Source organism: Tabrizicola sp. (assembly GCF_016793705.1).
Taxonomy (GTDB): domain Bacteria; phylum Pseudomonadota; class Alphaproteobacteria; order Rhodobacterales; family Rhodobacteraceae; genus Tabrizicola.
This window is the reverse complement of record NZ_JAEULO010000049.1, coordinates 1-12,544: the sequence shown is the minus strand read 5'-3', so window position 1 is coordinate 12,544 and position 12,544 is coordinate 1. Positions and strand designations below refer to the sequence as shown.

Below are 12,544 nucleotides of genomic sequence, written 5' to 3'. Positions count from 1 at the left end.
CGGTCCCCGCCGCGCCCGTCTCCGACCGGCGCGGCTTTCTTTTGCCTTTTCGTTCATCCATATGGTTGACTCATGGCGTGAGCTGACGTAATTCATCCATATGGTTGAACGAATCGACTCCGATCCCGCACCCGACCCGCTGTCCCTGACCCTCAAGGCGGCTGGCGATCCGACGCGGCGCGCCATCCTGACGCACCTGGCGCAGGAAGGCCCCGCTCGCGTCACCGACATCGCTGCGCGCTTCGACACGAGCCTCAACGCGGTGTCGAAGCACATCATGGTGCTGGAACGGGCCGGTCTCGTCAGCCGCCGGACCCGGTGGCGCGAGCATCTGATCGAGGTGAACCTCGTGCCGCTGCAACAGGCCTTCCGCTGGTTCCAGGACCTGCGGTCGGTCTGGGAGCTCCGGCTCGACGCATTGGAAGCCCATTTCGCAAAGGACCAGACCGATGACTGATCTCACCCTTTCCCTCAGCCGCACGATCAAGGCCAGCCCCGAAGCCGTCTATGCCGCCTGGCTCGACCCCGACACCATCAGCCGCTTCATGGCAGGCGGGGCCGACCAGCGCGTGACCGAGGCCCGCACCGACCCCCGCGTCGGCGGCGTCTTCCGCATCGTGATGACCTCGGACAAGGACATCGCCCATCAGGGCATCTACCGAGAGCTCATCCCGTACAGCCTCATCCGCTTCACCTGGGAATCGCCGTATTCCCCCGCCGACAGCGAAGTCACCATCCGCCTCGCCCCGGTGACAGAGGGTACTGAGCTGACGCTGTCGCAGGTCAGGTTCCTGTCCGAAGGCGCGCGCGACGGACACAGGGGCGGCTGGAAGCTCATCCTCGAACGCCTTGCCGCCACGCTGGAGGCCGCTCGCGCCTGAGCCTGCCGGGGGGCGCCCTGAAAACCGCCCCCTTGGCAATCCGTGCGGCATCCGCCACCTTGGATGAAACCCCAAGGGAGGCCGCCATGCACCGCCGTTCCGTCGCCGTCTTCGACCGCTTTCTTTCCGCCCTCGCCGTGATCCTCGACAAGGCCCAAGCGCATTGCGAGGCGAAGAAGATCAAGCCCGAGGTGATCCTCGCCGCCCGGCTGTTCCCCGATATGTTCCCCTTTGCCCGCCAGGTGCAGCTTGCCTGCGACTTCGCGGCGCGCGGCACGGCCCGGCTGGCGGGGCAGGAGCCGAAGAGCTTCCCGGACACCGAGACAAGCTTTGCGGAACTGAAGGACCGGATCGCGGCGGCGCGGGGCTACATGGGCAGTTTCCAGGCCGCCGACTTCGCCCATGCCGATGCCCGCGAGGTGCATTTCAAGGCCGGGGGCCGCGACATGGTGCTGAAGGGCGACGAGTTCCTGTCCTTCTACTCCCTGCCGCAGTTCTTCTTCCACCTCACCACCGCCTACGACATCCTGCGGGCGAACGGCGTGGAACTGGGCAAGCGCGACTACATGGGCGCGCCTTGAAATCTGTCCACGCGGGACAGGCAGGGTGAGTCATGTAAAATCAATGGCTTGATCGTGGGCATTCAGGGTTTATTTACCCCTGCCCGCCTCATGCGGGCGCGGCGGCCGAAGGCGGCAGGCTGCGCCTGGCATCGGCATCCGCCGCCCGCGCGGCGAGGAGCGCCACCACCACCAGGATCAGCGCAAGCCCGGCATAGGTGGGCCGGAACCCGGCGTGTTCGGCCAGGAACCCGATCGTCGAGGGGGCGACCAGGATGCCGCAGTATCCCACCATGGTCACGATCGAGATCGCGCTGGCCGAGGGCAGGTTCGGGTGATTGCCCGCCGCCGAGAACAGGATCGGAACCATGTTCGCCACCCCCAGCCCCGCCGCCGCGAAGCTGACGATCACCATCCAGTCTTGGGGTGCGAGCGCGCCACCCATCAAACCCGCCGCCCCCAGCCAGCCGGAAATGCGCAGCGTCTGGACCGCACCGAAGCGATTGCGCACCGTGTCGCCCAGAAAACGCATCACCGCCATCGCCCCTGCAAAGAAGGCGAAGGCGAGGCCGGAGACGAAGACATCCGACCCCATCTCCTTCTGCAAATAGATTGCCGCCCAGTCCAGCACCGCCCCCTCGGGTACCATCGAGAAGAGCGCGAGGAACCCCAGCAACCAGATGTGGAAGTCCTTAGGAAAGAGCTTCGTCTTCGGTACCGCCACTGCCTTGGTCGCCGGACCGTGAGGGGCATCGGGCAAGAGGAAGGGCATCGCTGCCAGCACGACCCCGGCCACAACTCCGGCGGTCATGAGCGATTGCACCTCGGATCCCCACTGCGCGATCACCCAGGCCCCGGCCGAGCCGCCGATGAAGCCGCCGAGGCTCCAGAACCCGTGGGAGGAGGACATGATCGCCTTGTGCAGCCGCCGCTCGATCTCGACCGCCTGGGAGTTCATCGCCACATCCATGCAGCCCGCCATCGCGCCGAAGACCGCCATGAAAAGCGCGAGAACCCAGAGGTTCGGCGAAAAAACCACCATCGGCAGCACCGGAATCAGCGCGAGCGAGAAGAGCGACAGCACCCGCCGACCGCCGTAAAGGCTGATCAGCCGTCCGGCGAAGAGCATGGCCGAGACCGCCCCCAGGCCGAGCACAAGGATCAGGAGACCGAGCATGGATTCCGTCACGCCGTGGCGCGGCATCAGCAGCGGAATCTGCGGCGCCCATGCCCCCATGACAAAGCCGTTGGCGAGAAACATCGCCGCCACCGCCCACCGCGCGCGCCGCGCCCGAACATCACCCTGCATCGTCCGCCTCTTCACTGTTAGCGCCGGTCATAATCCGCGCGTCGGGCAGGGGGAAGGGCGCCCCGATCAATCCGTGTTGCAAGGCTGAAAGGAAATCGACCGGGCGCCGTCGGTCCCGCTTCCGGCTTCCTGCGGCCCAAATCCGCGTCCTGCAACGTCAGGCCCCCCGAGGCTTGGCCCGCAGCGTCGGCTCGGCCCGGGTCGGGTCCTCGGGCCAGGGATGGCGCGGATAGGCGCCGCGCATGTCCTTGCGCACATCCGCGTAGGAGGTCGCCCAGAAACGAGGCAGGTCGGTGGTCACCTGCACCGGGGCTCGCGCCGGGGACAGAAGCGTGATCCGGACCGGCAGCCGCGCCGCGCCGACCACGGGATGCACCGTCACCCCGAACATTTCCTGCAACCTGACCTCGATCGCGGGGATTTCGCCCTCGTAGTCGATCGGGATCTTCCGGCCCAGCGGGGTCTCGAAGCTGGCTGGCACCAGCCGGTCCATCTCGGCCAGCCGGTCCCAGCCGAAGAGGCCCTGAAGCGCGGGCACGAGGTCGAGGCCCCGGATGTCGGCCTCGGTCCGCACTCCGGAGAGATGCGGCAGGAGCCAGTCACCGGCGCTGGCCATCAGATCGGCATCCTCCACGCCCGGCCAGCCCTCGCCGCGCGCCAGCCGGGCCCGCGCCCGCAGCCGCCGCGCCGCCGGGGACCAGGGCAGGCCGATGAGCCGCACCCCCTGGAGCGCCGCTTGCGCCACCGCTTCGGGCGGCGCGTCCCAGTGCCGGTCGTCCAGCACCAGCGCGCCCAGCCGCTCTTGATTGCGCGAGGTGACGCGACCCTCGCGCTTGGACCAGTCGCAAACCTCGACCCAGCGGATGCGGTCGGCGTAGAGCCTGCGGACTTCGGCCTCGCTGATCGCCACCGCCTGCCGCACCGTTGCCTCGCGGGCGTCGCCATCGAGGTTGGTCGCCACGATCAGCCGTGCCCCGGAGAGGGGCAGACCGGCGGGCATCGCCGCCCCCTTGCCCCCGGACAGCACCCAGCGCGGCGCCTCGCCCTTCCGTCGCAGGCCGATCCGGTCGGGGTAGGCCAGCGCGGCCATCTCGGCGAGGCTGTATGCCGGGGAGCCCCCCGCCTGATCGCCAGCGTGGCCGACCAGCCCACGCGCCGCCGCTGCCAGCCGCTTCGCCTCGGCCCGGATGCGCTCCACCACGCCCCGGTCCGCCTCGGCTCCCGGACGCGCCACCGCCTGCATCCGCAGGACAAGGTCGGGCGGCGCGCCGCGCAACGGGTCGCGTTCCGCGAGCAGGGCCGCCAGAGTCGCCGCCTCTGGTCCGGCCACCGCCAGCATGTGCCCGAGCCTCGGGTGCAGCGGCAGTCCTGCCAGCGTCCGACCATGCGCGGTGATGTGCCCGCGCGCGTCCAGCGCCCCCAGCCCCTGCAACAGGCTGCGGGCCTCGGCCAGGGGACCCGGCGGGGGCGGCGTCAGGAAGGGCAGGTCCGTGCCGCCCCAGAGCGCCAGTTCCAGCGCCAGTCCGGCGAGGTCGGCGACCTCGATTTCGGCGGGCGGCCAGGGGGCGAGGCCGCCTTCCTCGCCCTTGGTCCAGAGCCGGTAACACAGGCCCTCGGCGACCCGACCGGCCCGGCCCCGGCGCTGCTCGGCCTCGGCCTTCGTGACCCGCTCCGTCACCAGCCGCGACATGCCGGAGTTCGGGTCGAACCGCGCCCGCCGTGCCCGGCCGGCGTCCACGACGACGCGGATGTCGGGCAGGGTCAGCGAGGTCTCGGCGATGGAGGTGGCCAGCACGACCTTCCGCGCTGCTGCCGGGGCCAGCGCCGCCCGCTGCGCCGCAAAGTCCATCGCGCCGAAGAGGGGCCGCAGCGTGACGTTCGGGAGGCTGGACAGCATAGCCTCCACCCGGCGGATTTCGCCTTCGCCCGGCAGGAAGACCAGCATCCCGCCTTCCGTCTCCTCCAGCGCGGCCTTCACCGCGCCCGCCACCACCGCCTCCAGCCGCAGCGAGGGGTCGGGGGGCCGGGGCAGCCAGCGCGTCTCGACCGGGAAGGCGCGGCCCTCGGACGTGACCACCGGGGCGCCGCCCATCAGAGCCGCCACCGGGGCAGCGTCCAGCGTCGCTGACATCACCAGAAGCTTCAGGTCTTCGCGCAGGGCGCCGCGCACCTCCAGGCAGAGGGCCAGCCCGAGGTCGGCGTTCAGGCTGCGTTCGTGGAATTCGTCGAAGATCACCAGTCCGACGCCGGTCAGTTCCGGGTCGGACTGGATCATCCGGGTCAGGATGCCTTCCGTCACCACCTCGATCCGGGTGGCGGCGGAGGTCTTCGCCTCGCCCCGGATGCGGTAGCCCACGGTTCGCCCCACCGGCTCGCCCAGGGTCTCCGCCATCCGTTCGGCCGAGGCGCGCGCCGCCAGACGGCGGGGTTCGAGCATCAGGATGCGGCCCGCCACCACGGCCCGCGCCAGCAGGTCCAGCGGCACGACGGTTGTCTTCCCGGCGCCCGGCGGGGCCTGCAACACGGCCATCCCGCACGACGCGAGGGCATCGGCAAGTTCGGGCAGGACAGAGGTGACGGGCAGGTCGGCCATGCCCCGCTTATGGCCTGCCTGCCACGACCTGACCAGACCCGCCCGCCCGGGCACCGTCTTTCATCTTTGCCCAAGTATCCTCGCTGAAGGCAAACCGCTGTCCCTCACGCGACGGTTCAAGGCGGGCGCGACCATGCCCTCTCGCCAAGCCCGCCCGCATCCGGCAGAAAGACGGAAACGAGAGGGACCATGGACACCACCGAACGCGCCCGACTGATCCGATCCGGCGACCGCCGCGCCCTTGCCCGCGCCATCACCTTGGTGGAAAGCGCGCGGCCCGATCACCGCGCCGAGGCGCTGGCCCTGATCGACGCGCTGCGCCAGGGGGCACAGGCGCTCCGCATCGGCCTGTCGGGCACGCCCGGAGTCGGCAAGTCCACTTTCATCGAGGCCTTCGGCCTGATGCTGACCGGGCAGGGGCTCAAGGTGGCGGTGCTGGCGGTCGATCCGTCCTCCGCCCGTTCCGGCGGCTCGATCCTTGGCGACAAGACCCGGATGGAGCGGCTGTCGCGCGACCCCCTCGCCTTCATCCGCCCCTCGCCCAGCCAGTCGCAGCTTGGCGGTGTCGCCCGCCGCACCCGCGAGGCGGTGGCGCTGTGCGAGGCGGCGGGCTTCGATGTGGTGCTGATCGAGACGGTCGGCGTCGGGCAGTCCGAAACCGTGGTGGCCGAGCTTTCCGATCTGTTCCTCCTCCTCCTCGCCCCCGCAGGCGGCGACGAGTTGCAGGGCGTGAAGCGCGGGATCATGGAGATGGCCGACCTCATCCTCGTCAACAAGGCCGACGGCGAGCTGAAACCCGCAGCGCTGCGCACCGTCGCCGACTATGCCGGGGCACTTCACCTGTTGCGCCGCCGCCCGCAGGATCCGGCGGGATTTCCCAAGGCCCTGCCGGTGTCTGCGCTGGAAGCCGAAGGCCTGGCCCAGGCCTGGGCGGATATGCAGAGCCTGGTTCAATGGCGGAAAGAACAGGGCCACTGGACCCGCGCCCGCGCCGCGCAGTCCCGCCACTGGTTCGAGGCCGAGGTCCGCGAGGGTCTTCTCGCCGCCCTCTCCCGGGAGCCGCAGAAGGGCCTGATGGCCAGTCTCGGTGCCCGTGTGGCCAGCGGCGATCTCTCGCCCGAGGCCGCCGCCGCCGAGATGCTGCGCCTTCTCGGCCGCCCGGCCTGACCTTCTACCGCGTGAAGATCAGCGCCAGCCCCGCGACCGCGAGGGCCGCCCCCGCCCAACTGGTCAGTGACGGCCTTTGCCCGGTCCGCAGCCAAAGGAGCGGCAGGATGATGACGGGTGACGTTGCCGACAGTGTCGCGATGATCCCGGTCTGCGACCCCTGAAGGGCGTAAAGGAACAGCGTCATGCCCAGAAGCAGCCCGATCAGCGCCGTCAGCGCGGTCAGAAACAGCAGCTTGCCGGACACCTGCCGCGGCCGGGGCGGGGCGAAGGGCAGGGCGGCCAGTATCCCCATCGCCAGCCCGGATGCCCCAACCCGGATCAGGGAGCCGACATAGGGATCAAGGCCCCCGGCCATGTAGGGCCGCGCGATCAGCGCTCCCGCCGCCTGTCCCAGTGCCGCCCCGAGGCCGAACAGGACACCGACCCCGATCCCGCCCCAGACCTGCTCCAGCCGGTGCGCGCCGGAGGCCGGGCGGCCCAGGATCGCCAGCGCCACCCCGGCGACCGTCGCCGCGATCCCGGCCCAGGCCTGAAGCCCCAGCCGTTCGTCCAGCACCAGCCAGCCCAGCACTGCCGCCATCGGCGCGTTCAGTGCGAAGACCGCCCCTGCCCGCCGCGGCCCCAGCCGCCCCACGGCGGCAAAGTTCAGCGTGTCGCCGAGAAGGATGCCGACCACCCCGGACACGGCCAGAATCGCCACCGCCTGCCACCCCGGCAAGGCGAGAGCCCCCGAGGCCAGCACGACCGCCGCAAGGATCAGCGTCACGAAGACCTGCCGGATCAGGTTGAAATGGAACGCCCCCAGCGCCCGGATCGCATCCGAGGCGATGATTCCCGTCGTCGCCCAGCAGGTCGCGGTCGCCAGCGCCGCGAGTTCGTGGATCGGAAAGGCCATCATGTCTCCCTTTTGTGGCCATCGGTGGCACGCGCCAAACGTCACCGCAAGCCAGCCTGTCCGATCTCGCCTGCACCATGGTTCGGCCTTTCCCGAACCATTCCCACTGGACGCTGCCTTGCCGCCGCACCATGCTGGACGCATGACCGAAAGCCCGAGCATCGCCAATCTCGCCGCCCCCCTTGCCGATCCGGCCCGGGCGCAGATGGTTTCGCTCTTGATGGATGGTCGCGCCCGGACCGTGACCGAGCTTGGCGCCGCCACTGGCCTTGGCAAGGCCAGCGCCTCGGAACATGCGGCAAGGCTTTTCGACGCGGGTTTCCTCAAGGCCCATCGCCAGGGGCGCCACAAATACCTGTCCCTTGCCAGCCCCGAGGTCGCCCGCCTGATCGAGGCGATGATGGCGCTTGCCGGCCAGGTGCCTTCGCGCACGTCGCGGACCGGCCCCCGCGACCCTGCCCTGCGCGAGGCGCGGCTTTGCTACAACCATCTCGCGGGCGCGCTGGGTGTCCGGCTGTACCGCAGCCTTTCCACGCGTGGCTTCCTTGCCCATACCCCCGGCGGGCTCGACCTGACGTCCCAAGGCCGCGCTTTCTTTCGGGGGCTCGGTCTTGACGAGGCCGACCTCGCTCCTGCCCGCACACCGCTTTGCCGCGACTGTCTCGACTGGACCGAACGGCAAAGCCATCTTGCCGGGCGGCTTGGCCGGCTGCTTCTGTCGCGGATGGAGGCCGAGGGTTGGCTTCGCCGCCGCGAGGGCAGCCGCGCCCTGACTGTCACCGCGAAAGGCCGGTCCGGCTTTGACCGGGCCTATCCCCCGGCCTGACGACGGTCCCTGACCGCTTGACGCCGCCGGGGATTCCCCTTACACGCCCCCAATCGCATTCGAGGGTCGGGGATTCCCCGCCTTCTCCCGCTTTTGACGAATCGAAGGAACACCGCAATGTCGCGCGTCTGCGAACTCACCGGCAAGGGGCCGATGTCGGGCAACACGATCAGCCATGCCAACAACAAGAGCCGTCGCCGGTTCCTGCCGAACCTGAACGAGGTCACGCTGATCTCGGACGTGCTGGGCCAGTCGTTCAAGTTTCGCGTCACCGCTGCGGCGCTGCGCTCGGTCGACCATCGCGGCGGGCTGGACGCCTATCTCGCCAAGGCCAAGGACGAAGAACTGTCGGCCAATGCGCTGAAGATCAAGAAGGACATCGCCAAGGCGCAAGCCTCGGCCTGACCCGGCTCACTTCATCGAAAAGGCCCCGCCTTCGCAGGGAAGGTGGGGCCTTTCTCGTTTCAACCGGGCGGTGGGCTGGCACCCACCCTAGCAAAGGTTCCGGCGCGTAGCGTGGGTGCCAACCCACCGCTTCCGCTGCTTCACCCGGCGCAATAGGCCTCGGCCGTCTGGCCAAAGCTCTTGTAGCGCTCCCAGAACGCATCATCCGACTTCGACTGCGAGACCCAGGTTGCGTGGGCCGCTTCCGGGTCCTTGAAGAACTTCGCCGCCCGTTTCTGATCGCCGCCCGACAGCGTCATGTCCGCCGCCTGCTGGATGCAGCCGCAGAGCGAGCGGTTGCCGCCGCGATCCGAGGCCATGCAGGCCCGTTCGATCGGGCCGGCCATCGCAACACCGGACATCACCGGGAAAAAGGCCGCAGCGGCGGCCACAAGCACGTAGGGTTTCATTCGCTTCTGCCTCATTCGCCGGGCATGGCCAGGCACGTCACCCATCCCACCGCCGGTCATATTGTAGAAGCGATCATGCCAAGTCCACGCCAATTTTTCAAGCCCTTACAGTGGGTTGGCCGGAATTGGCGGGAATCCGCAACCCCTCGCGGGCTTCTGCCACCGCTGCTACAAGATGAAGTGGCCGACCCAGGAATCGAGTGCCTTCCATGACCGACCCTCCCGTCGCGAAGCCTTGGGCCGAAATGGCCTATATGCCGAAAAGCCCGCCAGTCTTCGCCGGCGACATTCAGCACGACTTTCGCGACCACATGCTTGCCAAGCGCCTGGGCACGCTGTCCGACTGGGTGGGAGAGGCAAGCCATGTCTACCTGCGCGCCGCGGACATCCTGCGGCGTCGTCAGACCGATGCCCTTGCCGTGGCACTGGACAGCGATGATCAATTCGATGCCCGGACGCTCTGGGTCGCGCATGATCACATGGCGGCCCACTGGCGGAACGGCCAGATGCGCGAGGTCATGAAGAGAGACGGTCTCATGTGGGGTCCGGGAAAGCTGGTCAGCATGGTGAACTCTTATGCCGAGCTGCTGGCGCTGTTTCGGCAATGGCTGCGCTGGCAGGTTACGGTTTGGGCTGATCGCAAGCCTGACCTCCTGGAGCTGTTCCTGCTTGCCGTTGTCGGCGAGCATACCCGGACAGGACAGTCGGTCGAGGCGGAACTGTTCTTCACCCTGGCGCAACTTTACCCCGTCCCCGGTATCCGGGTGCCCGAACCCCTTGAGACGCCAGCCTCCCGCAACCCCTTCCCGCCCCCCGCGCGCTAAGCTATACGCCCTGCCCATGATCACGCTCGACCGCATCCGCAACTTCTCCATCGTGGCGCATATCGACCACGGCAAATCCACGCTGGCCGACCGGCTGATCCAGTCGACGGGCACGGTCGCCGAGCGCGACATGCAGGCCCAGCTTCTCGACTCGATGGATATCGAGCGGGAGCGGGGGATCACGATCAAGGCCAACACGGTCCGGATCGAATATCCGGCCAGGGACGGCCAGACCTATATCCTGAACCTGATCGACACCCCCGGCCACGTCGACTTCGCCTATGAGGTCAGCCGCTCCATGCGCGCCGTCGAGGGCTCGCTGCTGGTCGTGGACGCCTCGCAGGGCGTGGAAGCCCAGACGCTCGCCAACGTCTACCAGGCGCTGGATGCGGGGCACGAGATCGTGCCGGTGCTGAACAAGATCGACCTCCCCGCGGCCGAGCCGGAGCGGGTGAAACAGAACATCGAGGATGTGATCGGCCTCGACGCCAGTGACGCCATCCCGATCAGCGCCAAGACCGGCCTCGGCATCCCCGACGTGCTGGAGGCCATCGTCCACCGCCTGCCGCCCCCCAAGGGCGACCGCAACGCGCCCCTCAAGGCCATGCTCGTCGACAGCTGGTATGACGCCTATCTCGGCGTCGTCGTCATGATCCGCATCATCGACGGCGTGGTGAAGAAGGGCGACCGCATCAAGATGATGCAGACCGGGGCGGTCTACGGCATCGACAAGCTGGCGGTGCTGAAACCGCAGATGCAGGACATCGCCGAACTGGGGCCGGGCGAGATCGGTGTCTTCACCGCCTCGATCAAGCAGGTCCGCGATACCAAAGTGGGCGACACGATCACCCACGAACGCAAGCCCTGCGACGCGCCGCTCCCCGGCTTCAAACCCTCGGTCCCCGTGGTCTTCTGCGGCCTCTTTCCGGTGGACGCCGCTGATTTCGAGGCGCTGCGCGACGCCATCGAGAAGCTCGCCCTGAACGACGCCTCCTTCACCTACGAGATGGAGACCAGCGCGGCCTTGGGCTTCGGCTTCCGCATGGGCTTCCTCGGCCTCCTCCATCTGGAGGTCGTTCGTGACCGCCTGGAACGCGAATACGACCTCGACTTGATCACCACCGCGCCTTCCGTGGTCTTCAAGCTGCACATGAAGGACGGCGAGGTCCGCGATCTGCACAACCCCGCCGACATGCCCGACCTGACCTATGTCGACCATATCGAGGAGCCGCGGATCAAGGCCACGATCATGGTCCCCGACGACTACCTCGGCGACATCCTGAAGCTTTGCCAGGACCGCCGCGGCATCCAGCTGAACCTCACCTACGCCGGGTCGCGGGCGATGGTCGAATACGACCTGCCTTTGGCCGAAGTGGTGTTCGACTTCTACGACCGGCTGAAATCGGTGACCAAGGGCTATGCCAGCTTCGACTACCAGATCAGCGAATACCGCGAGGACAACCTGGTGAAGATGTCGATCCTGGTGAACGACGAACCTGTCGACGCGCTGAGCATGATGGTCCACCGTGACCGCGCCGAAGCCCGCGGCCGGTCGATGGTCGAGAAGCTGAAGGACCTGATCCCCCGTCACATGTTCAAGATCCCGATCCAGGCGGCCATCGGCGGTCGCGTGATCGCCCGCGAGACGTTGAGCGCCATGCGCAAGGACGTGACCGCCAAGTGCTACGGCGGCGACGCGACCCGGAAGAAGAAACTTCTGGAGAAGCAGAAAGCCGGCAAGAAGAAGATGCGCCAGTTCGGGAAGGTCGAGATCCCGCAGGAAGCGTTCATCGCGGCGTTGAAGATGGATGGGTAAGTTGCCAAGGTACATCAATTCCGGTACGACCAAGCGCTATAGAAAGCGCCCTACTGGAACGATTGGTCCTATATCCTCGATCCTGAAATCAATCTATGCCATAGTATCCTTGCTTGGAATATACTCGGTCTACTTATTTGGCCTAACTTCGAACTTTGGGTTTGGCATCAGGGGGTTGGTTGATTCAAGGTTTGTGTTCAATGCTTGTTTTTCCCTAACGGTATTTTTGATTGGAACCGCTGCATTCTTACGAGTGAGTTTCTTAGCGACACCATTGATTACTCGTTGGATCGAAAGGAAGAGGGGGCTTAGGCGCGGAAAGCCGTTCTCAAAAGTGAATAGGTTTCGGACACATAGATACACTCGATTGCTTCTGTCTTCCTTACTTGTTTTGATGATGGTAATTTGTCTTGCTGCATTATTCTGCATAGTTTTCTTCACGTTCCTCGATTTGCGATCCTCAATCGCCTTCTTGCTCTCGGTTGTACTTATTGGTTTTATTTCGTTCGGTGCCATCGTGGGAGTAAATGGCTCAAAATTCTGGGAGGCCTTGCAAAGCATTCGTAGTAGTCGATCGTTTTCGTTCCGCGAGGTGCTTGCATCTCTCTTTGTCTTAAATAGTGTCGTGCCTGTTATGGTCGCATTTTTACTGGGGAACTCACTTCTTCTTGGCACGCTAGGGTCAGGACCCATTGATCTTCCACTTTCGGCGTGATTCAGGCTCTGCGAGGAGACTGACCGATGAGCAACCTTTTCTGGCTGACCGAAGCGCAGATGGCGCGGCTGCAACCCTTCTTTCCCAAGAGCCATGGCAAG

Annotated in this window: 13 protein-coding genes; 8 read left to right on the top strand and 5 right to left on the bottom strand. The window is 66.9% G+C overall.

From position 1 onward, the window contains the following. The first annotated feature begins 100 nt into the window (after positions 1-100). The 3 genes from JNJ68_RS13270 to JNJ68_RS13260 all read left to right on the top strand — a co-directional run bounded on the left by JNJ68_RS13270 (position 101) and on the right by JNJ68_RS13260 (position 1,462). Positions 101-457, top strand: coding sequence for a metalloregulator ArsR/SmtB family transcription factor (locus tag JNJ68_RS13270; RefSeq protein WP_294982861.1), 357 nt, complete (start codon positions 101-103; stop codon positions 455-457). After that, the gene (locus JNJ68_RS13265; protein ID WP_294982860.1) at positions 450-881 is read left to right on the top strand and encodes an SRPBCC domain-containing protein; all 432 of its coding nucleotides are present in this window, start codon (positions 450-452) and stop codon (positions 879-881) included. The genes JNJ68_RS13270 and JNJ68_RS13265 overlap by 8 nt, the downstream gene beginning before the upstream one ends. Before the next feature lie 86 nt (positions 882-967). Continuing rightward, complete coding sequence (locus tag JNJ68_RS13260; protein WP_294982859.1) at positions 968-1,462, top strand: DUF1993 domain-containing protein; 495 nt, start codon at positions 968-970, stop codon at positions 1,460-1,462. A gap of 88 nt (positions 1,463-1,550) precedes the next feature. On the opposite strand, the gene JNJ68_RS13255 is transcribed toward JNJ68_RS13260, so the two are convergent. Next, complete coding sequence (locus tag JNJ68_RS13255; RefSeq protein ID WP_294982858.1) at positions 1,551-2,750, bottom strand: MFS transporter; 1,200 nt, start codon at positions 2,748-2,750, stop codon at positions 1,551-1,553. Between the two features lie 157 nt (positions 2,751-2,907). After that, positions 2,908-5,343, bottom strand: coding sequence for an ATP-dependent helicase HrpB (hrpB, locus tag JNJ68_RS13250; protein ID WP_294982857.1), 2,436 nt, complete (start codon positions 5,341-5,343; stop codon positions 2,908-2,910). A 189-nt stretch (positions 5,344-5,532) separates the two neighbouring features. On the opposite strand from hrpB, the gene meaB reads away from it, so the two are divergent. Next, positions 5,533-6,510, top strand: coding sequence for a methylmalonyl Co-A mutase-associated GTPase MeaB (gene meaB, locus JNJ68_RS13245; protein WP_294982856.1), 978 nt, complete (start codon positions 5,533-5,535; stop codon positions 6,508-6,510). A gap of 4 nt (positions 6,511-6,514) precedes the next feature. Here meaB and JNJ68_RS13240 read toward each other — a convergent pair whose 3' ends face one another. Further along, positions 6,515-7,408, bottom strand: coding sequence for a DMT family transporter (locus JNJ68_RS13240; RefSeq protein WP_294982855.1), 894 nt, complete (start codon positions 7,406-7,408; stop codon positions 6,515-6,517). Positions 7,409-7,550: 142 nt separating this feature from the next. Between JNJ68_RS13240 and JNJ68_RS13235 the strand changes: the two genes are divergently transcribed. Continuing rightward, a complete protein-coding gene (locus JNJ68_RS13235) occupies positions 7,551-8,234 on the top strand; it encodes a helix-turn-helix transcriptional regulator (RefSeq protein WP_294982854.1) in 684 nt (227 codons plus the stop codon). Positions 8,235-8,351: 117 nt separating this feature from the next. After that, positions 8,352-8,639 carry a 50S ribosomal protein L28 gene (rpmB, locus tag JNJ68_RS13230; RefSeq protein WP_294982853.1) on the top strand — a complete coding sequence of 96 codons (288 nt, stop codon included), beginning with the start codon at positions 8,352-8,354 and terminating at the stop codon, positions 8,637-8,639. 140 nt (positions 8,640-8,779) lie between these two features. On the opposite strand, the gene JNJ68_RS13225 is transcribed toward rpmB, so the two are convergent. After that, entirely contained in the window at positions 8,780-9,088 is a 309-nt protein-coding gene (locus JNJ68_RS13225) for a hypothetical protein (RefSeq protein ID WP_294982852.1), read from the bottom strand. 209 nt (positions 9,089-9,297) lie between these two features. Here JNJ68_RS13225 and JNJ68_RS13220 point away from each other — a divergent pair, with 209 nt between their 5' ends. Both JNJ68_RS13220 and lepA read left to right on the top strand, forming a co-directional pair. Next, the gene (locus JNJ68_RS13220) at positions 9,298-9,912 is read left to right on the top strand and encodes a hypothetical protein (protein ID WP_294982851.1); all 615 of its coding nucleotides are present in this window, start codon (positions 9,298-9,300) and stop codon (positions 9,910-9,912) included. 16 nt (positions 9,913-9,928) lie between these two features. After that, complete coding sequence (gene lepA / locus JNJ68_RS13215) at positions 9,929-11,728, top strand: translation elongation factor 4 (RefSeq protein WP_294982850.1); 1,800 nt, start codon at positions 9,929-9,931, stop codon at positions 11,726-11,728. Positions 11,729-11,857: 129 nt separating this feature from the next. Here lepA and JNJ68_RS13210 read toward each other — a convergent pair. Next, the coding region (locus JNJ68_RS13210) for a hypothetical protein (RefSeq protein ID WP_294982849.1) at positions 11,858-12,544 on the bottom strand (687 nt) is incomplete at its 5' end.